Genomic DNA, 20,619 nt, shown 5'->3' with positions numbered 1-20,619 from the left:
GGCTTCTTTCAGGCGCGGCCTGCCGGCGCGGCTCAGTTCTGCCGGATCTTCGCGCCCTTGATCACGACATCCGAACTCGCGGTCGCGCTGATCTTGCCGCTCGCCCGGATCGTCACGTCCTTGCCCTTGAGATCGACGGAGCCGTCCTTCTTCAGGGCGAGCTCCGCCGAGCCGGCGTCGAGGAGGACGCCGTCGGCGGCCTTCGCCACCAGCGCCTTGCCGGCGGCGATGGCGAAATCCCTGCTGCTGTCGAGATCGATGCTGACCGACGCCGCGACCTCGAAGGCGCGGGTCGCCAGGGAGATCTCGCGATTGGCGTTCAATCCGAGCGCCGTGCCGGCGCTGAGGCCGATGCTGGTGCCGGCGCTCGCCCGCATGCCGGCGCCGACATTGACGACATAGGCCGATCCGACCGCCGTGCGGAAATTGCTGCCGACCGTCAGCACCAGTTCGGCCCCGACATTGATCGTGCAGCTGCCGCCGGCGGTGATCGACAGCCCGGCCGGCGCGGTGATGGCGAGGGCGCCGCCGCGCCCGACATTGACCGCCTGCAGCAAGGCGGCGAGCTGCGCCTCGAGCACGGCGATCCGCCGGCTCAGCGCGTCGACCTCCGGCGTCGCCATGACTGTGCCCCTTCTTTTGTGGCTGGCCGACACAATCTAACACCGACCGTGACGCGTCACGGTGCCGCTATCCCTTTGCGTCGCGACACCGAGTCCGCTGCGTCACATCCAGAGAGCATCGCATCGACAAGGCTTCCCGAGTGACCGCACGCCCTGCCCTGCTCTGGTTTCGCGACGATCTGCGCCTTGCCGACAATCCGGCCCTGCAAGCGGCGCTCGACCACGGCCCGCTCATCTGCCTCTACATCCTCGACAGCTCGGCCGAGCGCAGGCCGATCGGCGCCGCCGCGCGCTGGTGGCTGTCGCGCTCGCTGACGGCGCTGTCCGAGGCGATCGCGGCGAAGGGCGGCGAGTTGCTGATCCTGCGCGGCGGTCCGGCCGAACTGTTGCCGGCTCTCGTCGAACTCGCCGGCTGCCGTCATGTCCTATGGAACAGGCGCTATGACGGCGCGGCGATCGCCCTCGACAAGTCGCTCAAGGCGACGCTCGCTGCGGCGGGCGCCAGCGTCGAAAGCTTCAACGCCGGCCTGCTCAACGAGCCCTGGCAGGTGACCACGAAGGCCGGCGGGCCCTTCAGGATGTTCACGCCCTATTGGCGGGCCGCACGCGATTGCGGCGAGCCGGCGGCTCCGCTCCCCGCGCCTGCAGCACTGACCAGGGCGGCGCTGCCGCCTGCGCTGCGCGAGCAGGCCCTCACTGTCGCGGATCTCGCGCTCGAACCGACCGCGCCGGACTGGGCCGGCGGCTTGCGCGCAACCTGGTCGCCGGGCGAGGACGGCGCGCGCAAGCGTCTCGCCGGCTTCCTCGACGGCGCGCTCGACGGCTATCGCGACGGACGCGACCGGCCCGACCGGCCCTCGACGTCGCGGCTGTCGCCGCATCTGCGCTTCGGGGAGATCGGCCCGCGCCAGATCTGGCATGCGCTCCAGGCGGCGCTGGCGGCGGGGCGGACGCCGGGCTCGGCCGGCGACGTCGAGAAGTTCCTCGCCGAGCTCGGCTGGCGCGAATTCTCTTATCACCTGCTGTTCCACAACCCCGACCTCGCCGAGGACAATCTCGACCGGCGCTTCGACGCGATGCCGTGGCTGAACGACGCGGCCGCGCTGGCCGCCTGGCGGGCGGGGCGGACCGGCTATCCGATCGTCGATGCCGGCATGCGCGAGCTCTGGCAGACCGGCTGGATGCACAATCGGGTCCGGATGATCACGGCCTCCTTTCTGATCAAGCATCTGCTGAGCGACTGGCGCGCCGGAGAAGCCTGGTTCTGGGATACGCTGGTCGATGCGGACCCGGCGAGCAATCCGGCGAGCTGGCAATGGATCGCCGGCTGCGGCGCCGATGCGGCACCCTATTTCCGGGTCTTCAACCCGGTGATCCAGGGCGAGAAATTCGATCCCGACGGCGCCTATGTCCGGCGCTTCGTGCCGGAACTGACGGGGCTCGACGCCAGAGTCGTCCATCGTCCCTGGGAGGCGCCGGCCGACGCCCTGGCGCGAGCGGGAATCGTCCTCGGCCGGGATTATCCGAGGCCGATCGTCGCGCTCGATGCCGGGCGTCGGCGCGCGCTCGACGCCTTCTCGACACTCAGGCCGGAATGACGACGCCCTCCATGACCTCCGCCTCAGCCCCTCGCGCGCCATTCGTCAGCCGCGCGGCGCTCGCCGCCGACCTCGCCAGCCTCGGCATCGATCCGGGCGACGCGGTGATGGTCCACGCCGCGGTCAGCAAGGTCGGCCGCCTCCTCGACGGCCCCGACACGGTCGTCGCGGCGCTCCGCGATGCCGTCGGCTCGAACGGTACCGTCCTCGCCTATGCGGATTGGGAGGCGCGCTACGAAGAGCTGATGGACGCGGACGGACGCGTGCCGCCGCTATGGCGCGACCATGTCCCGCCCTTCGATCCACAGCGTTCGCGGGCGATCCGCGACAATGGCGTGCTGCCGGAATCCCTGCGGACGACGCCCGGGGCGCGGCGCAGCGGCAATCCCGGCGCCTCGGTGGTCGCGCTCGGCGCGAAGGCCGACTGGTTCACCGCCGATCATCCGCTCGACTACGGCTATGGCGAAGGCTCGCCCTTCGCGAAGCTGGTCGAGACCGGCGGCAAGGTGCTGCTGCTCGGCGCGCCGCTCGACACGCTGACCCTGCTGCACCATGCCGAGCATCTGGCCCGCATTCCCGGCAAGCGCATCAGGCGGATCGAGGTGCCGCTGGCGACGCCGGCGGGAGCGCTCTGGTGCCCGATCGAAGAGTTCGACACCGGCGATCCGATCGTCGCGGGACTCGCCGAGGATTATTTCGCGACGGTCGTGAGCGACTTCCTCGCGGCTGGCCAAGGCCGTCAGGGCCTGGTCGGCGCCGCCCGCTCCGTGCTGGTCGAGGCCGCGGCGATCACGGACTTCGGCGTAAGCTGGCTCGAGCGCCGCTTCGGCGCGCCCGGCGCGTGATCCGCACGCGGCCGTCGCGGGCGCCGGGTCGCTACGCCGCCTCCTCGCGGCGCCCGCCGCGATGGCCTCCGGCCATCCGGCGAACCGCCCAGAAATAGACCGGGTAAGGCAGGAGCCGCATCGCCTTCACCAGCCAGGCGAGGCGGCGCGGAAAGGTGATCTCGAAGCGGTCTCTGGCGAATCCGTCGACGATGCGCGAGGCGGCCTCGTCCAGCGGCAGCAGGAACGGCATCGGGAAGCGGTTGGCCTGCGTCATCGGCGTGTCGACGAAGCCGGGATTGACCAGCTGCAGGCGGATGCCGAGCCGGTCGCAATCGAATTTCAGCGCTTCGCAGAGATGGATCGCGGCCGCCTTCGACGCGCCATAGGCCGCGGCCCCGGGCAGGCCGCGAGAGCCGGCCAGCGAGGCGTTGACCGCGATCCGCCCCTCGCCGCGCGCCGCCATACGCTCGGCGACGGCGGCAGCGCCGCAGACGATACCCATCAGGTTGACCGCGAAGGCCTGCTCGAAAGCCGCGACATCGATCAGGCCCGGCCCGCTCCGGGGCGCGAGGCCGGCATTGAGGAAGGCGAGCGCGATCGGCCCGTGCACGCTCTCGATGACGTCGACGATGGCGGCCATCGCCGCGGCATCGGAGACGTCCCCGGCATGCGCGACGATCCGCCCCGGCAGCCCGGCAGCTCCCAGCGCCAGCGCCTCCAGCCGATCGAGCCGACGAGCGGTGGCGGCGACCGTCCAGCCCCGGCGCGCCAGCTCCAGCGCCACGGCCGCGCCGATGCCGGAGCTCGCGCCGGTCACCCAGGCGACGCCTTCTGGCCGTTTGCGCGGCATGGTCATGTCTCGGGCGATCCTCCGGCCGGCGCCTCGGCAGTCTGCACCGGACCCTAGACAGGCCGGCGCCGCGGCGGAAGCCCCGCCGGCCGCGTCCCTGCCGCGCCCTCCACCGGCTTTTCCGGCCCGCGCCGGCCTGCGATAAGCACAGGGGCCTGACCCGATCGGCTTGCATCGCAGGCGGATCGGAACGGCCTTGTCTGAAAGTGAGAGACGGATCCACCCGGTCGGATTGCGCAATCCGATCGAATCCGGCTCTGGCGAAGGAGATCGCGATGCCGACCGAATTGCTGTTCCGGGCCGACGCCTACCTGACCGAGACGCCCGCGACCGTCGTCGCCGTCAACGAGCGCGGCGGCATCGCGCTGGACAGGACCGTATTCTATGCCACCGGCGGCGGCCAGCCGGGCGATGCCGGCGTGCTGGTCCGGGCCGACGGCACGCAGGTCGCGATCGGCACGGCGATCTACGACCCGGAGGACAAGAGCCGCGTCCTGCACGTCCCGCTCGAAGGGCAGGCTCCGCTCTCCGCCGGCGAAAGCGTCACGGCGAAGCTCGACTGGGAGCGCCGGCTGAAGCGCATGCGCATCCACACGGCCCTGCACCTGCTCAGCGTCGTGCTGCCCTACCCCGTCACCGGCGGCGCGATCGGCGACGGCGACGGTCGCCTCGATTTCGACATTCCGGAAGGCGGGCTCGACAAGGCCGAGCTGACCGAGAAGCTCAACGCGCTGGTGGCAAAGAACGCGGCGATCACCGAGCGCTGGATCACCGACGCGGAGCTCGACGCCAATCCCGGGCTGGTCAAGACCATGTCGGTCAAGCCGCCGCGGGGCTCGGGCCGGGTCCGGCTGGTCTCGATCGAGGGCATCGACCTGCAGCCCTGCGGCGGCACGCATGTGCGCAACACCGCCGAGATCGGCGCGGTCGTGGTCACCGATGTCGAGAAGAAGGGCAAGCAGAACCGGCGCGTGCGCATCGCGCTCTCCTGAGTTTCCTGCCAGAACATCCCGTAACGACTTGACTTCCGAGGAACCGCGCATGACCCGCCCCGACATCTTCGTCTCAACCCAGTGGCTGGCCGAGCGGCTCGACGCGCCGGACATCGTCGTCCTCGACGGCTCGTTCTACCTGCCGGCGCAGGGGCGCGACGCCAACGCCGAATACGCGCAGCAGCGCATTCCCGGCGCGGTGCGCTTCGACATCGACGTGATCAAGGACGAGGGCTCCAATCTGCCGCACATGCTGCCGCGGCCGGATGCCTTCGCCGCCGCGGTCGGCGCCATGGGCATCGGCGACGGCATGCGCATCGTCGTCTATGACGGGCTCGGCCTGTTCTCGGCGCCGCGGGTGCGCTGGACCTTCCAGACCTTCGGCGCGAAGGACGTGGTGATCCTGGAAGGCGGCATGCCGCAATGGCTGGCGGAAGGCCGGCCGGTCGAGGACGGAGCGCCGAAGCCGCGCAAGCCGCGCAGCTTCACCGCGAGGCTCGACCATTCCGCCGTCGCAGACATCGACGACGTGGCGCGGGCGCTGGAGAGCGGCGCGATCCAGGTGGTCGACGCCCGCCCGGCCGACCGCTTCCGCGGCGAGGCGGCAGAGCCCCGCGCCGGCCTGCGCTCCGGCCACATGCCGGGCGCGCTCAACCTGCCCTCCTCCGCATTGGTGGCGGACGGCAAGCTCAAGGCGCCGGAGGCGATCGTCGCCGCCTTCCGCGACGCCGGTGTCGATCTCGACCGCCCGGTGCTGACCACCTGCGGCTCCGGCGTGTCGGCGGTCATCCTGTCGACGGCGCTCGAGTCGATCGGCAAGCCGGCACGCGCGATCTATGACGGCTCCTGGGCCGAATGGGGCGCGAGCGAGCGCCCGGTCGCGACCGGACCGGCGGGGCCCTGATCGCTGACCGACCCGGCCGGTTCGGCGATCGCCCTATCGAGCGCACGGGTCGCGGCGATCCGGCGCCGCCGAACCTCTGCGCCTCGACCGGAACTCCGGCCGCCGGCTTGTTGCAGCGCGGGATGCCGGCGCGAGGCGTGCTGTCGCAAATGGGCTGGCGCCCGGGTCGGCAGAGAATCCCGCATCGGGCAGCAAGCCACCCGCATGCGAAGAATCGGATTCGGCAAACGTTCTCCCCGCGGCGTTTCGCCTCACGCGCCTTTTGGTTCGCGCGATTCCGCGAGATCGGCGCGAAAAACCGCACTTTGCCCAAATTAAGGTCAGCCCTGCTGTCCCTTCCCCCTTGCGGCTCGATCGGGGGCATCCTATGTCCTGTGCACCGCAGCAGCGATGCTGTGGCGCCCTCCTTGGGCGTTTCCTCCCTAGACTTGGGCCTGCGCTCCGGCGTGGGCCTTTTTCTTTGCGGGCCCAGGCGGTGGCAGCCGGCGGTGGGCAATGGGAGTGCGCCGGGGCTGCCCATCGCATGCAACCCAGCCGCGCCCGCAACCGTCGCAGCGATGTTCCGTTGCACCGGATGCGGGCGGCATTTGATCGGCCACGCCCATTGGGCAACCTTACCCAGCCGGCGGCGATCGGACTCGACCTTTGGTCGCCCGCCGCTATATTCATTCGCACATAGCGAAATGCCGCAGCGAGGGCCTCATGCGATCGAACCGCCGCCACCTCCTGGGTTTCACTGCGGTGCTGCTGATCGGCAGCGCCACCTTGGCCGGCCCGGCCCTCGGCCAGGGCAAGGATCTGGTGATCTTCGCCGCGGCGAGCCTGAAGAACGCGCTCGACGAGGCGGCGGGCAATTGGGCGAAGGACAGCGGCAGGCCGGCGCCGAAGATCTCCTATGCGGCGAGCAATGTGCTGGCGAAGCAGCTCGAACAGGGCGCGCCGGCCGATCTTTTCCTCTCGGCCGACCTGGACTGGATGGACTACGCGCAGAGGAAGAACCTGATCAGACCCGACAGCCGGGTCAGCCTGCTCGCCAACCGGATCGTGCTGATCGCGCCCGCCGACGCCAGGACCGCGGTGGCGCTCACCCCCGGCGTCGACCTCGCCGCCGTGCTAGGCTCCGGCCGGCTCGCCATGGCCAATGTCGAGTCGGTGCCGGCCGGCAAATACGGCAAGGCGGCGCTGGAGAAGCTCGGCGGCTGGGACAAGGTCAAGGACAAGCTGGCCCAGGCCGACAATGTCCGCGCCGCGCTGCTGCTGGTCTCGCGCGGCGAAGCGCCGCTCGGCATCGTCTACGCCACCGACGCGGCCGCCGACCCGAAGGTCAAGGTGGTCGCGACCTTCCCGGAGGAGAGCCATCCGCCGATCGTCTATCCCGTCGCCATCACCCGGGAGTCGGGCAATCCGGACGCGCAGGGCTTCCTCTCCTATCTGCGTGGCAGCGGCGCCAAGGGCAGCTTCGAGAAGCAGGGCTTCACGGTGCTGAACAAGCCGGCCTCGTCCTCGTGAGAGATCGCTCGTGAGCGACTGGCTGTCGCCGCAGGAATGGACGGCTGTCCGCCTCAGCCTGGTCGTCGCCACCACCGCCATGCTGGCGAGCCTGCTGCCCGGGCTCGCGGTCGCCTGGCTGCTGGCGCGCGGACGCTTCTGGGGCAAGTCGCTGCTCGACGCGCTCATCCATCTGCCGCTGATCATGCCGCCGGTCGTCACCGGCTACCTCCTGCTGATCGGCTTCGGCCGGCGCGGGCCGATCGGCCAGGTCCTCGACGACTGGTTCGGCATCGTCCTGTCGTTCCGCTGGACGGGCGCCGCGCTCGCCTGCGCGGTGATGGGCTTTCCGCTGCTGGTCCGGGCGATCAGGCTCTCGATCGAGGCGATCGACCGCAAGCTCGAGGATGCGGCGGGAACGCTCGGCGCCGGCCCGTTCTGGGTGTTCCTGACGGTAACGCTGCCGCTCGCCTTGCCCGGCATCCTCGCAGGGATGATCCTCTGCTTCGCCAAGGCGATGGGCGAATTCGGCGCGACCATCACCTTCGTCTCCAACATCCCTGGCGAGACGCAGACCCTGCCTTCGGCGATCTACACCCTCACCCAGGTCCCCGACGGCGATGCCGGCGCGATGCGCCTCACCCTGATCTCGATCGCGATCTCGGTCGCGGCGCTGCTGGCGTCGGAACTGCTGGCGCGGCTGGTCGGGCGCCGGCTACCCGTCGCATGAGCGCCGTCGTCGAGGTCTCCGCGAGGCATCGGCTGGGTGCCTTCGCGCTCGACGCCGCCTTCGCCTCGAACGGGCGCCTGACGGCGCTGTTCGGGCGCTCGGGCTCGGGCAAGACCACGCTCATCAACGTGATATCGGGCCTGATCCGGCCGCAGGCCGGCCGCGTCGTCGTCGACGGGCGGGTGATGGTCGACAGCGCGGCCGGCATCTTCGTGCCGAAACATCGGCGTCGCATCGGCTATGTTTTCCAGGAGGCGCGGCTGTTCCCGCATCTGACGGTGCGGCAGAACCTGCTCTATGGTCGCTGGTTCGCTCCCAGGACGGAGGATCGCGGCAGTAGGCTCGACGACGTGCTCGACCTGCTCGGCATCGGCCATCTGCTGCACAGAGCCCCCGGCACGCTCTCCGGCGGCGAGAAGCAGCGCGTCGCGATCGGCCGTGCCTTGCTGGCGAAGCCGGGCCTGCTCCTGATGGACGAGCCGCTCGCTTCGCTCGACGAGCAGCGCAAGGCCGAGATCCTGCCCCATATCGAGCGCCTGCGCGACGGCTTCGGCATTCCGATCGTCTATGTCTCGCACTCGATCGCCGAGGTGGCACGGCTCGCGACGCATCTCGTCATCCTCGACCAGGGCCGGGTGACGATGAGCGGGCCGACTGCCGAGCTCATGTCCCGCCCCGACATACCGATCCTCTCGAGCGCCCCGGAAGCCGGCGCGATCATCGAGGCCCGCGTCCTGCGTCATGAGCCCGAACACGGGTTGACGATCCTGCAGACGCCGATGGGGCCGCTGCAGATCGCGCGGCGCAGCGTGCCGGAAGGAGCGCAGCTGCGCGTGCGCATCCTCGCCAGGGACGTGATGCTCAGCCTCAGGCCGCTCGACGAGATCAGCGCCCTGAACGTCCTGCCGGGAACCGTCTCCGCGATCGGCGGCCGGCATGGCGACGGCGCCGCGCTCGAGGTGAGGCTCGATTGCAACGGCGCCGGCCTGCTCGCCCGCCTGACGGCGAAATCGGCGGAGCAATTGCGGCTCGCCCCCGGCAGCGCGGTCTATGCCGTGATCAAGAGCGTCTCGATCGATACGCCGTGAGCGCTCAGGCCTTCCTGCCGGGCTCGCGCTCGGGCGCGGTCGGCGAAATCGCGGCGCGCAGTTCCGCGATCTCGGCGGCACCGGCCGCCAGCGCCTTCGCCTCGATCGCGCGGTAATGGGCGACGACCTCGCGGCCGAGCGCGGTGAGATGCGCGCCGCCGCCTTTGGCCCCGCCGGGCTGGGCCTCGACCAGCGGTACCCGGAAAATGCGGTTGAGATCGTCGACCAGCAGCCAGGCGCGACGATAGGACATCTTCATCGCGCGGCCGGCGGCCGAGATCGAGCCGGTCTCGCAGATCGATTCCAGCAGTTGCACCTTGCCGGGGCCGAGACGCCCGCCCGGCGAGAAGTCGAGCCGGAAACTGAAGCGCGTGGCCGGCAGGGGCCGATCGGCCTTTGACAAGGGCAGTCCTCCGTCGCCCCGCAACGCTCAGTAGAGCCGCGTGCGGTAGCCCTCTTCGACATTGGCGTCGGCTTCGGTAGGGTCGATCGCCCTGGTCTGCTCGGCAACGACGCGGCCGAGGCTGGGGAAGCTCCCGCGCTCGACCTGCGACTCCGGCGCCCACAGCTTCGAGCGGATCAGCGCCTTGCCGCAATGGAAATAGGCTTCCTCGACTGAGACGATCAGGCCGAGCTTCGGCGCCTTCTCCTGCATGGCCAGGGGCGCCAGCAGCGTGGCGTCGGTGGTCAGCCGCGCCCGGCCGTTGACGCGCAGCGTCTCGTTGATGCCCGGCACGAAGAAGATCAGGCCGACGCCGGGCGCGCCCAGGACATTGCCGTAGGAATCGACCCGGTTGTTGCCGCGCCGGTCGGGAATCAGCAGCGTCCGGTCGTCGAGCACCTGCACGAAGCCGGGGCCGTCGCCGCGCGGGCTGGCATCTGCCCGGCCCTCGCTGTCGGCGCTCGCCAGGACGAGGAAGGGCGAGAGCGCGATGAAATCGCGGCAGAACCGGTCGAGCCGGTCGAGCACCTTCTTCTCCGCGAGCGGGTGCACCTCGCCGAGAAACGAACGCAGCTGCGCCGCGTCGTCGACCGTCGCGTGCGGCTTTTCGGCAAGCGTCATCACAATCTCCATTCCCGGGCAGCAGCCGGCGCCCCTTGATAGCCGGTGTCATCGCTCCGAGTCATCCGGGCCGAAGCGCAGCGACGAGCCGGATCCATGCCTGAGCACGCCCGGGTTTCAGACAGAACCACACCGTCATTCCGGGTCAGGCGGCAGATCTGAGCCCGGAACCCACGAACACAACGATCGCCTCCAGGAGCGCGGCATTCGACACCCCTCCTGCCCCAGCGACAATGGTCATGGGTTCCGGGCTCGCCGCTTCGCGGCGCCCCGGAATGACGGTGTGGGTTCCTCCAGTTGCCCGGGACGGCCCAGTGCATTTCACGTGATGCGCCGCACGCTGTCGGCGATCTCCTGCGGCTCGAACAGGCGCTTCCAGTCGGGCTTCAGGATCGTCTCCTTGCCGAAGACGATCGCCTTGTTGCAGGCGTCGGAGAAGACGCCCTGGACCTCGCCGAACGTGACGGCCGCCAGGATGTTCATGTGGCCGAGCAGGAAGTCATGCGCGGCCTGGCGCGGCACGCCGCGGGCGATCGCCTCCTCCATCGCCTCGCGCATCGCGTCGAGCAGCGTGGCGCAGACAGTCTCGGAGAGACCGGGCTCGAGGATCGCCATCTGCGCGACGGTGACGCGATGCGAGCGCATCACCGGCGCCCAGATCGCCCGCGCCACCTCCTCGCCGAGGGCGTAATGCGCCTCCGGCCCCTGCATCAGCGCGTTGACGATGTGCTGCTTCGCCGCGATCCCGCCGAAATGATCGGCCCGTGCCGCCGGGTCGGTCTCGTCGTTGAAGATCGGCGGGTGGCAGGGATGGGTGACGAAATAGGTGATGTCGGCGCGCTCGGGCAGATGCCCGGCATGAGGCGCCGCGGCGTCGAGGATGGCGACGATCGTCCCCGCGGCGAGCTTCGGCACGAGTTCGCGCGCGACCGCGCCGACAGCGGTATCCGGCACCGCCAGGATCACGACCGCGGCGCCGGCGATCGCCGCTTCCGGCTCGACGCAGGCCACGCCCAAGGCCTCGCGGACCCGGTCGCGGCCGGCCGGGCTCACCTCGACATGGCGTGTTTCGAAGCGCGAGCGGGCGAGGTTGCGGCCGAGCCGCATGCCCATCTTGCCGCCGGCGCCGAACAGGGCGACCACCGTCATCGTCTTCCTCCCGGGTTCGCGCGCCGGTCAGCGCCGCAGTCCCCGACAAGCTCGCAAGCCCTGCTGCCAGACGTCAACGCCGGATCCCCTCGCCCGCGTCTGCCCGCCCTCCGGCGGACGCATGCCCCGCCCGTCGACCTTGCATGCAAGACCAGGCTGATGATTGACGCTTCCGGACGTTGACGGGATAGTCGGCGCCCCGAACACGCCTGCCGGAACGCCATGCCTCGCCCGACCCCCTCCACCGCTCTCGAAACCCTGCGCGTGCTCGATCTGACGCGCGTGCGGGCCGGGCCGACCTGCGCCCGCATCTTCGCCGATTTCGGCGCCGACGTGATCAAGATCGAAAGCCCGCCGGGGCTCGATCCGAACGAGAACATGAGCGGGCCGCGGCATGGCTACGACATGCAGAATCTGCACCGGAACAAGCGCTCCCTGACGCTCAACCTGAAGAAGGAGCCGGCCAGGGCGATCCTGCGCCGGCTCATCGCCGGCGCCGACCTGCTGGTCGAGAATTTCCGGCCCGATGTGAAGGAGCGGCTCGGCCTCGATTTCGAGACGCTGCACGCCCTCAACCCGCGCCTGATCCTGGTCTCGATCTCGGGCTTCGGCCAGAGCGGGCCCTATCGCCTGCGCGCCGGCTTCGACCAGATCGCCCAGGGCATGGGCGGGATGATGTCGGTCACCGGCCTGCCCGGCCAGGGGCCGGTGCGCGCCGGCATCGCCGTCGCCGATTCCGCCGCCGGGCTCTATGGCGCGATCGGCGCGCTGGTCGCGCTGCAGGAGCGTGCCGTCTCGGGGAAGGGGCAATGGGTGCAGACCTCGCTGCTCGAGGCCCAGATCGGCATGATGGATTTCCAGGTGGCGCGCTATCTGGTCGAGGGCAAGGTGCCGCCGCAGGCGGGCAACGACCACCCCTATGCGACGCCGATGGGCGTCTACGCGACGCGCGACGGCCATATCAATCTCGGCGTCGGCGCCGAGGGGCACTGGCGCTCCTTCTGCGGCGCGATCGGCCGTCCGGAGCTCGCCGGCGATCCGCGCTTCGACAGCATGGAGAAGCGCTTCGCGGCGCGGCCGCAGCTGCGCGTGCTGCTCGAGGAGATCCTGACGACGCAGGACAGCGCCCATTGGCTCGCGGCGTTCGAGGCGGCGTCGGTGCCGGCCGGGCCGATCTACTCGGTCGACGCGGTGTTCGAGGATCCGCAGGTGCAGCACCTCGGCATCGCGCAGCCGGTCCGACATCCCAAGCTCGGCGACATCCGTGTCGTCGGCGAGCCGGTCAGCCTGTCGCGCACGCCTGCCGGCATCGCGACGCCGACGCCCGACGCCGGCGATCACAACGACGAAATCCTCGCCGAACTCGGCTATGACGAGACGGCCATTGCCGGCCTCCGGGCCGAAGGCGCGATCTGAAAGGTTTTGGGATGACGGACGAGATCCTCTACGACGTCGCCGACGGGGTCGGCACGGTGACGCTCAACCGGCCGCAGGCGCGCAACGCCCTGACCTTCGCCATGTACGAGGGATTGGCCGAGATCCTCGGCAATCCCGAGAAACACGGCGCGCCGAAGGTGATCGTCGTCACCGGCGCCGGCGACAAGGCCTTCGCCGCCGGCACCGACATCGCCCAGTTCCGCGCCTTCAGGAGCGCCGAGGACGCCCTCGCCTACGAGAACCGGATCGAGCGGGTGATCACCGCGATCGAGAGCTGCACGGTCCCGACCATCGCGGCGATCGCCGGAGCGGTCACCGGCGGCGGCGCGGCGATCGCCTGCGCCTGCGACCTTCGCATCGCCACCCGATCGGCCCGCTTCGGCTTCCCGGTGGCGCGCACGCTCGGCAATTGCCTGTCGATGGCGAACTACGCCCGGCTCGCCAGCCTGCTCGGCCCGGCCCGCGTCAAGGACATCATCTTCACCGCGAGGCTGGTCGAGGCCGAGGAAGGCCACCGCGTCGGCCTCTACAACGAGCTCGTCGCCGACCATCCCGCGCTGATGACACGGGTGAAGGAGCTGGCGGAAACGATCCGCGGCCACGCCCCGCTGACCATGCGCGCCACCAAGGAGGCGCTGCGCCGGCTGACCCAGGCGGCGAGCGCCGATGTCGACGGCGACGACCTCGTCGCCCTCTGCTACACCAGCGCCGATTTCCGCGAGGGCATGGAGGCCTTCCTCGGCAAGCGCACGCCGAACTGGCAGGGCAAATGAGCGAGACCATCGGCTTCATCGGACTCGGGCTGATGGGCGCTGGCTTCTGCAAGCGCCTGATCGCGACCGGCCGCAGCGTCGTCGGCTACGATCTCGACCCGGCCCGGCGGGCCGAGGCCGAAGCGCTCGGCGTCGCCCTCGCCGCCTCCCCGGCCGAGGTCGCCGAGCGGGCCAATCCCGTCTGCATCGCCGTAACCACCACCAAGGCGGTGCAGGCGGTGATAACAGGCGAAGCTGGCATCCTCTCCGCGAAGCCACGGCCCGGCGCCATCGTCATCGACTTCTCGACGACCGAGATTGGCGTGACCAAGGCGCTCGCCGCGGCGCTGGCGGAAGCCGGCATCGGCTTCATCGATGCGCCTGTCTCCGGCGGCCCGCCCGCGGCTGAGGCCGGCAAGCTCGCGATCATGGCCGGCGGCGCGCCGGAGACGATCGCGCAGGTGCGGCCGCTGGCCGAAAGCCTCGGCCTGTTCACGCATATGGGCGTGGTCGGCGCCGGCCAGGCGACCAAGCTGGTCAACCAGGCGCTGTGCCTGACCAACTACGTCGTCGTGGCGGAATCGCTGCGGCTGGCCGAGGCCTATGGCGTCGATGCCGACAAGATCCCGGCTGCGCTGGCGCCCGGCCTCGGCAATTCGGCGGTGCTGCAGGCGATGATGCCGCGCATGGTCGCGCGCGACTTCGCCCCGAAGGGCTATGCGAGGCAAGTGCTGAAGGACTTGGAGATGCTGATGGAGGCCGGGCGCGAGCACCACCTCGCCATGCCGATGGTGGCGCAGGCGACGACGCTCTACCGGATGCTGGTGGCGCAGGGCCACAGCGAGCTCGATGCGATCGCGGTGCTCGAGGTGCTGCCGGAGGTAGAGAGCGGAGCGCATTGAGAATTCAAAGCTTTCCATCCAAGTCGCGCGTCATTCCGGACAAGCCGCGCAGCGACGCAGCTCCGGAATCCATCGAAGGGCGTCGCGCTCTGCGATGGATTGCGGCGCTCCGCTTGCTACGGCCGGAATGACGAAGATGGTGTAGGTGCTTCGGTACGTGCCGCAGCCTCTCCCCGCTCCTTCAGCGCCGCGACGAGCCCTGACAGACCATTGCGGACATGCTCGCGCAGGCGCTGGCTCGCCAGCGCGGCATCGCCGGCGGCCAGGGCCGCCAGGATCTGCTCGTGCTCCTGGATCGCCATCTTCCAGCGCTTGGGCCAGAGATTGGACGAATAGCGCGCACGGTCGACCCTGAGGGCCAGCAGCTCCCAGACCCAGAGCAGGACCGGATTGCCGGCAAGCTCGACGATGCGGCGGTGGAAGGCCTTGTTGGCCTCGAAATAACCCGGCAGCTCGTCGCGGGTGTGGTGCAGCATCATCTTGTAGTGCAGCATGCCGATCTCGGCGACGGCCTCGTCGCTGGCGCGCGCCGCGGCGAGCTCGCCGGCCAGGCCCTCGATCGTCGAGACGACGTCGATCAACGCCTCGATCTCTCCGACATCGAGCTCCGACACCACCGATGAATGGTTCGGCATCGCCCGCAGCAGGCCGTCCTGCGTCAGCGTCTTGATCGCCTCCCGCACCGGCGTGCGCGAGACGCCGAGCTGCAGGCAGAGCTCGCGCTCGTTCAGCTTGGCACCAGGCGCCAGCGCCCCGGTGACGATCAGGTTGCGCAATCGCGCCACCGTGCTGCCGTGCAAGGCACCCTTGCGCCGGCCCGGCTCGGGTTGCGGCAGCTGGGCGAGAAGCGCTGCGAGTGGTGTGGTGTCGGCCGGGCTGTCCATGACGCCATGTATACCGCGCGGCCGGCTCGCTGTCGAAAAATTCTTGCATACAAGAATATGGACACCTAGAACGGAACGGCCGGGTCGCCGGCACCTTCCTCCGCAATCCGGACTGCGCCATGCACATCGTCGACCTTTCCATGCCGATCGCGCCGCATTTCCGCTGGCCGGTCGAGCTTTCGATCAAGGGCGACATCGCGGCGGGCGACCAGTTCCGCGTCTCGAAGATCGCCGGGCCGTGCCATGGCTTCTCGCATGTCGACGCCGCCGCGCATTTCGTCGCCGGCGCGCCGACGATCGAGGCGACGCCGCTCGACCGGGTCGTCGGCCCCTGCCGCGTGCTCGACCTGAGCGGGCGGCCGGCGAACGAGCCGATCGGCCCGGAGCATCTCGCCGCCGCCGATCCAGGCGGGGCCGAGGGCGAAATCCTGCTGCTGGCCGCGCAGTGGAGCGACAGGCGCGACTACAACGACAAGACCTTCTGGACCGAGGCCCCCTGGCTGACGCTGGAAGCGGCTCGGTGGCTGGCGGACCGCAAGCCGAGCGCCGTCGCCTTCGACTTCCCGCAGGACTATCCGATCCGGCTCCTGCTCGAAGGCAAGGAGGTGCCCAAGCCCGAGCATGTGACGCATCACGTCCTGCTCAGCCATGGCGTCACGCTGATCGAATACGTCGTGAACACGAGCAGGCTCACGGCGCCGCGCAACCTGTTCTCGGCGGCGCCGCTGCTAATCCCGAACGCCGACGGCGCTCCCGCCCGCATCTATGCCATCGAGGGCCTGGCCGTCTGAGCCCGGCAGACCGAAGCGGATGTCGACCGGAATGAACTCATTACGAGCGCAGCGAAGCAGCCCAGGAGCCGTAGGCCTCTCCCCTCACTGGAGGCTCCGTCGGCCGGAGCCTCCCCCAATGACGCAGACCGTCGTGACGAAAAGCCTCAAGCGAAAGACCTGCCTGCCGTGAACATCGAGAACCTGTTCGCCCTGAAATCGGGCCCCTCCGATCGCGTGATCTCCGCCGCCCTGGTCGGCGCCGGCGAATTCGGCGCGAGCTTCATCGGCCAGGCCCGGCGCGCCCCGCATATCGAGCCGCGGGTCGTCTGCGACCTCGACATCGGCCGCGCCCGCAAGGCGGCGCTCGCCGGCGGGCTGGCCGAGGGCGAGATCATGGCCTGCCGCAGCGCTGCCGAGGCGAAGGCCGCGCTCGCGCGCGGGCTCGTCGCGCTGGTCGGCGATGCCGCCCATCTCGACGGGCTTGCCGTCGATGTCGTGGTCGAGGCGACCGGCGACCCGGAAGGCGCGGCGACGACCGCGCTCGCCGCGATCGAGGCCGGCCGCCATCTCGTGATGGTGACCAAGGAGGCCGAATGCATCATCGGCCCGGTCCTGGCGCATCGCGCCCGGCAGAACGGCGTCGTGCATACCCCGGTCGACGGCGACCAGCCGAGCCTGCTGATCGGGCTGATCGGCTGGGCCCGCATGCTCGGCCTGCCGATCGTCGCCGCCGGCAAGTCGAGCGAATCCGATTTCGTCTGGGATCCCGAAGCCGGCACGGTCACGGCCTGGGAGAAGGCCGCGCCCGCCGCCGATTTCGCCGCGGCCTTCGGCAGGCTCGGGAGCGATCCGCTCGCGCTCCTCGACGCGCGGGCCAGACTGCCCTTCCCGCGCGCCACCGTGCCCGATCTCTGCGAGATGGGCATCGTCGCCAACCATACCGGGCTGATGCCGGATATCGCGGCGATGCATGCACCGATCGCCCGCACGACGGAGTTGCCGAGCCTGTTCCGGCCGGCCGCGGAGGGCGGCCTGCTCTCCGGCACGGGGCGGGTCGACATGTTCAACTGCCTGCGGCGCCCGGACGAGCTCTCCTTCGCCGGCGGCGTGTTCGTCATCGCCGAGACGCCCGACCTCACGACCGGCAAGCTCCTGGCCGGCAAGGGCATCCCCTGTTCGCCGGACGGCCGCTACGTCCTGCTGCACAATCCCGTCCACCTGCTCGGTGCGGAGGCGCCGATGTCGGCGCTGTCGGCCGCCCTGCTCGGCCAGTCGACCGGTGGCGCCGAGGTCCTGCCGCGCGTCGATCTGACGGCACGGGCGAGCCGCGACCTCGCGCCGGGCGAGACGCTGACCATGGGCTATCGCCATGTCATCGCGGGGCTGGAGCCGCAACTGACCCCTGCCCGACCGCTCGGGTCGAACGAGCCCGTCCCCTACTATCTCACCGCCGGCCGGCCGGTGGTGCGCAAGGTGGCGCGCGGCGCCGTCATCAGCTGCGCCGACATCGCGCTCGACGAGGAGACGACGCTGGTTCGCCTGCGCCGGGAGCAGGACGTGCTGTTCAACCCCGGCGCGCTTTGACTTTGCGGCAACATTCTGTATGCAGCATACAATAATGGGATAACCAAGGCGGACGTCCGCCGGGGAACGATCGGGAGGCAGGGATGGCGGGCGCGAGCACCGGACCGGCCGGGCACGGCCACAGGCAGACCCGCCTTCCGCCGCGGCGGAGCTAGGCCATGGCCGCCAGGCACGACCAGCGCGCCCGCTTCCTCGCCTCCGGGGCCGACGACGACCTGCCGATCATCGACGCCCACCACCATTTCTTCGACCTCGCACGCAATTATCACCCCTGGCTGAGCGACCGGCCGGTCGCTTTCCGCTATGGCGACTACAGCGCGATCAGGCGCGACTTCATGCCGGCCGATTACCGCCGGGCCAGCGCAGGGCATCTCGTCGTCGGCAGCGTGCTGATGGAAGGCGAATGGGATCCGCGCGACCCGATCGGAGAGATGCGCTGGGCCAGCGCCGTCGCGCGAGAGCACGGGCTGCCCAATGCGGCGATCGGCCAGATCTGGCTCGATCGCGCCGATGTCGGCGAGGTCGTCGCGGCTTATCGCGAACTGCCCCTGGTGCGCAGCGTCCGGCACAAGCCCAAAGCCGTTGCGCGCGAGGACCACCATGCGAATTTCGCCGCGCCCGGCTCGATGCGTGACCGCACCTGGCGCGAGGGCTACGCCCGGCTCGCCCCGGCCGGCCTCAGCTTCGATCTGCAGACGCCGTGGTGGCATCTCGACGAGGCGGCCGAGCTCGCCCGCGATTTCCCGGCGACCACGATCATCCTCAACCATGCCGGCCTGCCGGCCGACCGCAGCACCGAGGGGCTCGCCGCCTGGCGCGCGGCACTCGACCGGCTGGCGCGCGAGCCCAACGTCGTCGCCAAGATCTCCGGCATCGGCGTACCGGGCCGGGCCTGGACACTGGAGCTGCAGGCGCCCGTGATCGAGGGCGTGATCTCGGCCTTCGGCGTCGAGCGCTGCGCCTTCGCCAGCAATTTCCCGGTCGACAGCCTGTGCGCCACGTTCGCCACGATCTTCGACGTCTTCAAGGCCGCGACGCGCCGGCGGCCGGCGCACGAGCGGCTCGCCCTGTTCCATGACAACGCCGCGCGCTGGTACGGGCTCGCGCCCGCCCCGGCCGGGAACGGAGCAGCCCGATGAAGCTGCGCGCCCTGCTCCTGCGTCTGGCCGAGGACCTGCTGATCGCCGGCTTCGTCACCATGATCGCGATGGTCTTCGGCAATGTCGTGCTGCGCTACGGCTTCAATTCGGGCATCACCTCCTCGGAGGAATTGTCGCGGCTGATCTTTGTCTGGCTGACCTTCGGCGGGGCCTTCCTGGTGGCCAAGGACGGCCAGCATCTCGGCATGACCACGATCGTCACCATGCTCGGCCGCAACGGCCGCTGGTGGTGCCGGCTCGCGGTCGAGGCGCTGTCGCTGCTCTGCATGGCAATGCTGGTCACCGGCTGCTGGCAGCAGGCCGCGATCAATCTCGATAACCACCAGCCGGTCACCGGCGTACCGGTCGCTGTGACCTATTTCGCCGGCCTCGCCGGCGGCGTCGGCATCGGCGCACTCAATCTGGCCGCGCTCGCACGGCTGCTGACCGGCCGCATGGCCGAAAGCGAACTCGTCGTCGGGGCGGAATCGGAGGAGCTCGCCGCCTTCGAGAACCAGCAGGCGGCGGAGAAGCGGCGATGACCGTCTTCGTCTTCGTGGGGGCGCTGATCGGCGCCATGGCGCTCGGCATGCCGATCGCGACGGCGCTGCTCGTCTGCGGCATCGCGCTGATGCTGCAGCTCGACATGTTCGACTCGCAGATCCTGGCGCAGAACCTGATCGGCGGCGCCGATTCCTTCCCGCTGATGGCGGTTCCCTTCTTCATGCTCGCCGGCGAGCTGATGAATGCCGGCGGCCTGTCGCGGCGGATCATCGCGCTGGCGGTGACGCTGGTCGGCCATGTCCGCGGCGGACTCGGCTATGTCGCGGTGCTGGCGGCGCTGGTGATGGCGAGCATCTCCGGCTCGGCGGTCGCCGATACCGCGGCCCTCGCCGCCATCCTGCTGCCGATGATGCGCCAGGCCGGCTACGACGTGCCGCGCGCCGCCGGACTGATCTCGGCCGGCGGCATCATCGCGCCGGTGATCCCGCCCTCGATCGGCTTCGTCGTCTTCGGCGTCGCCGCCGGCGTCTCGATCACGCGGCTCTTCCTCGCCGGCGTGGTGCCCGGCATCCTGATGGGCCTCGCGCTGCTGCTCACCTGGTCCGTCGTCGCCCGGGACGAGCCGGCGGCGCGCGTCGAGCGCGCAACCCTGCGCGAGATCGGCCACGCGATCCTCGACGGGCTCTGGGCGCTCGGTCTGCCGGTGCTGATCATCGGCGGCATGAAAGCCGGCGTGTTCACGCCGACGGAAGCGGCTGTGGTCGCCGCGGTCTATGCCGGTGTCGTCGGCTTCTTCATCTATCGCGAATTGAAGCTCGAGCATCTGCGCCCCGCCTTGCTCGCGGCGCTGAAGACCTCGTCGGCGGTGATGTTCCTGGTCGCGGCGGCGATGGTCTCGGCCTGGCTGATCACCATCGCCGACATTCCCGGCCAGGTCTCGGCCCTGCTCGGCCCGCTGATCGAATCCAGGACGCTGCTGATGCTGGCGATGATGCTGCTCGTCGTCGTCGTCGGCACCGCGCTCGACTTCATCCCGACGGTGCTGATCCTGACGCCGGTGCTGATGCCGATCGTGAAACAGGCCGGCATCGACCCGGTCTATTTCGGCGTGATGTTCATCATCAACAACGCGATCGGCCTGCTGACGCCCCCGGTCGGCACCGTGCTCAACGTCGTCTGCGCCGTCGGACGCATCCCGATGGATCGCGTCGTCAGGGGCGTGATGCCCTTCCTGCTGGCGCAGCTCGCCATCCTGCTCCTGCTGATCTTCGTGCCCGAGATCGTCACCGTGCCGGCGCGCTGGCTCTACGGGCGCTGACGGCACCTCGAACA

Annotated in this window: 21 protein-coding genes; 15 read left to right on the top strand and 6 right to left on the bottom strand. The window is 70.1% G+C overall.

Features of this window, described 5'->3' with window-relative positions:
* Window positions 1-32 precede the first annotated feature (32 nt).
* Window positions 33-623 (bottom strand): DUF2345 domain-containing protein, encoded by a 591-nt coding sequence (locus CS1GBM4_RS04130; RefSeq protein ID WP_186417417.1) that lies wholly within the window; start codon window positions 621-623, stop codon window positions 33-35.
* Window positions 624-763: 140 nt separating this feature from the next.
* On the opposite strand from CS1GBM4_RS04130, the gene CS1GBM4_RS04125 reads away from it, so the two are divergent.
* Together CS1GBM4_RS04125 and aac(3) are read left to right on the top strand one after the other, a co-directional pair.
* Window positions 764-2,221, top strand: coding sequence for a deoxyribodipyrimidine photo-lyase (locus CS1GBM4_RS04125; protein ID WP_210201524.1), 1,458 nt, complete (start codon window positions 764-766; stop codon window positions 2,219-2,221).
* Window positions 2,222-2,232: 11 nt separating this feature from the next.
* Window positions 2,233-3,066: an aminoglycoside 3-N-acetyltransferase gene (gene aac(3), locus CS1GBM4_RS04120; protein WP_186417416.1), complete on the top strand. Its 834-nt coding sequence runs from the start codon at window positions 2,233-2,235 to the stop codon at window positions 3,064-3,066.
* Between the two features lie 31 nt (window positions 3,067-3,097).
* Here the strand turns inward: aac(3) and CS1GBM4_RS04115 are convergent, their stop codons facing one another.
* Window positions 3,098-3,904 (bottom strand): SDR family NAD(P)-dependent oxidoreductase, encoded by an 807-nt coding sequence (locus tag CS1GBM4_RS04115; protein ID WP_186417415.1) that lies wholly within the window; start codon window positions 3,902-3,904, stop codon window positions 3,098-3,100.
* Window positions 3,905-4,173: 269 nt separating this feature from the next.
* On the opposite strand from CS1GBM4_RS04115, the gene CS1GBM4_RS04110 reads away from it, so the two are divergent.
* The 5 genes from CS1GBM4_RS04110 (at window position 4,174) to modC (ending at window position 9,100) form a co-directional block, all read left to right on the top strand.
* On the top strand, window positions 4,174-4,890 hold the full coding sequence (locus tag CS1GBM4_RS04110) for an alanyl-tRNA editing protein (protein ID WP_186417414.1): 717 nt from the start codon (window positions 4,174-4,176) through the stop codon (window positions 4,888-4,890).
* A gap of 49 nt (window positions 4,891-4,939) precedes the next feature.
* Window positions 4,940-5,794, top strand: coding sequence for a 3-mercaptopyruvate sulfurtransferase (gene sseA / locus CS1GBM4_RS04105; RefSeq protein WP_186417413.1), 855 nt, complete (start codon window positions 4,940-4,942; stop codon window positions 5,792-5,794).
* 702 nt (window positions 5,795-6,496) lie between these two features.
* Complete coding sequence (gene modA, locus CS1GBM4_RS04100; protein WP_186417412.1) at window positions 6,497-7,303, top strand: molybdate ABC transporter substrate-binding protein; 807 nt, start codon at window positions 6,497-6,499, stop codon at window positions 7,301-7,303.
* Between the two features lie 10 nt (window positions 7,304-7,313).
* Window positions 7,314-8,012 carry a molybdate ABC transporter permease subunit gene (gene modB / locus CS1GBM4_RS04095; protein ID WP_186417411.1) on the top strand — a complete coding sequence of 233 codons (699 nt, stop codon included), beginning with the start codon at window positions 7,314-7,316 and terminating at the stop codon, window positions 8,010-8,012.
* Window positions 8,009-9,100 carry a molybdenum ABC transporter ATP-binding protein gene (gene modC / locus CS1GBM4_RS04090; RefSeq protein WP_186417410.1) on the top strand — a complete coding sequence of 364 codons (1,092 nt, stop codon included), beginning with the start codon at window positions 8,009-8,011 and terminating at the stop codon, window positions 9,098-9,100. Before modB ends, modC begins: the two co-directional genes overlap by 4 nt.
* Window positions 9,101-9,104: 4 nt before the next feature.
* Here modC and CS1GBM4_RS04085 read toward each other — a convergent pair whose 3' ends face one another.
* The 3 genes from CS1GBM4_RS04085 to CS1GBM4_RS04075 all read right to left on the bottom strand — a co-directional run bounded on the left by CS1GBM4_RS04085 (window position 9,105) and on the right by CS1GBM4_RS04075 (window position 11,312).
* Complete coding sequence (locus tag CS1GBM4_RS04085; protein ID WP_244607040.1) at window positions 9,105-9,503, bottom strand: winged helix-turn-helix domain-containing protein; 399 nt, start codon at window positions 9,501-9,503, stop codon at window positions 9,105-9,107.
* Window positions 9,504-9,530: 27 nt separating this feature from the next.
* Window positions 9,531-10,163, bottom strand: coding sequence for a pyridoxamine 5'-phosphate oxidase family protein (locus tag CS1GBM4_RS04080; RefSeq protein WP_186417409.1), 633 nt, complete (start codon window positions 10,161-10,163; stop codon window positions 9,531-9,533).
* A 321-nt stretch (window positions 10,164-10,484) separates the two neighbouring features.
* Entirely contained in the window at window positions 10,485-11,312 is an 828-nt protein-coding gene (locus CS1GBM4_RS04075; protein WP_186417408.1) for a phosphogluconate dehydrogenase C-terminal domain-containing protein, read from the bottom strand.
* Between the two features lie 222 nt (window positions 11,313-11,534).
* Here CS1GBM4_RS04075 and CS1GBM4_RS04070 point away from each other — a divergent pair, with 222 nt between their 5' ends.
* From CS1GBM4_RS04070 to CS1GBM4_RS04060, 3 genes are read left to right on the top strand one after another with little or no spacing between them, the layout of a single operon-like run.
* A complete protein-coding gene (locus CS1GBM4_RS04070; protein ID WP_186417407.1) occupies window positions 11,535-12,728 on the top strand; it encodes a CaiB/BaiF CoA-transferase family protein in 1,194 nt (397 codons plus the stop codon).
* Between the two features lie 11 nt (window positions 12,729-12,739).
* Window positions 12,740-13,522 carry an enoyl-CoA hydratase/isomerase family protein gene (locus tag CS1GBM4_RS04065; protein WP_186417406.1) on the top strand — a complete coding sequence of 261 codons (783 nt, stop codon included), beginning with the start codon at window positions 12,740-12,742 and terminating at the stop codon, window positions 13,520-13,522.
* Window positions 13,519-14,403, top strand: coding sequence for an NAD(P)-dependent oxidoreductase (locus CS1GBM4_RS04060; protein ID WP_186417405.1), 885 nt, complete (start codon window positions 13,519-13,521; stop codon window positions 14,401-14,403). Before CS1GBM4_RS04065 ends, CS1GBM4_RS04060 begins: the two co-directional genes overlap by 4 nt.
* A gap of 116 nt (window positions 14,404-14,519) precedes the next feature.
* Here the strand turns inward: CS1GBM4_RS04060 and CS1GBM4_RS04055 are convergent, their stop codons facing one another.
* Window positions 14,520-15,287: a GntR family transcriptional regulator gene (locus CS1GBM4_RS04055; protein ID WP_186417404.1), complete on the bottom strand. Its 768-nt coding sequence runs from the start codon at window positions 15,285-15,287 to the stop codon at window positions 14,520-14,522.
* Between the two features lie 119 nt (window positions 15,288-15,406).
* On the opposite strand from CS1GBM4_RS04055, the gene CS1GBM4_RS04050 reads away from it, so the two are divergent.
* The 5 genes from CS1GBM4_RS04050 to CS1GBM4_RS04030 all read left to right on the top strand — a co-directional run bounded on the left by CS1GBM4_RS04050 (window position 15,407) and on the right by CS1GBM4_RS04030 (window position 20,605).
* Window positions 15,407-16,078 carry a cyclase family protein gene (locus tag CS1GBM4_RS04050; RefSeq protein ID WP_186417403.1) on the top strand — a complete coding sequence of 224 codons (672 nt, stop codon included), beginning with the start codon at window positions 15,407-15,409 and terminating at the stop codon, window positions 16,076-16,078.
* 168 nt (window positions 16,079-16,246) lie between these two features.
* On the top strand, window positions 16,247-17,644 hold the full coding sequence (locus CS1GBM4_RS04045; protein WP_186417402.1) for a flagellar biosynthesis protein FlgA: 1,398 nt from the start codon (window positions 16,247-16,249) through the stop codon (window positions 17,642-17,644).
* Window positions 17,645-17,802: 158 nt separating this feature from the next.
* Window positions 17,803-18,783, top strand: coding sequence for an amidohydrolase family protein (locus CS1GBM4_RS04040; RefSeq protein ID WP_186417401.1), 981 nt, complete (start codon window positions 17,803-17,805; stop codon window positions 18,781-18,783).
* Complete coding sequence (locus tag CS1GBM4_RS04035; protein ID WP_244607039.1) at window positions 18,780-19,325, top strand: TRAP transporter small permease; 546 nt, start codon at window positions 18,780-18,782, stop codon at window positions 19,323-19,325. The genes CS1GBM4_RS04040 and CS1GBM4_RS04035 overlap by 4 nt, the downstream gene beginning before the upstream one ends.
* The gene (locus CS1GBM4_RS04030; RefSeq protein WP_186417400.1) at window positions 19,322-20,605 is read left to right on the top strand and encodes a TRAP transporter large permease subunit; all 1,284 of its coding nucleotides are present in this window, start codon (window positions 19,322-19,324) and stop codon (window positions 20,603-20,605) included. Before CS1GBM4_RS04035 ends, CS1GBM4_RS04030 begins: the two co-directional genes overlap by 4 nt.
* Window positions 20,606-20,619 lie beyond the last annotated feature (14 nt).

The sequence above is a fragment of the Allobosea sp. CS1GBMeth4 genome (genome assembly GCF_900185715.1).
Taxonomy (GTDB): Bacteria; Pseudomonadota; Alphaproteobacteria; order Rhizobiales; family Beijerinckiaceae; genus Allobosea.
The sequence above is the reverse complement of the archived record's forward strand: the minus strand, read 5'-3'. Positions and strand labels throughout refer to the sequence as shown.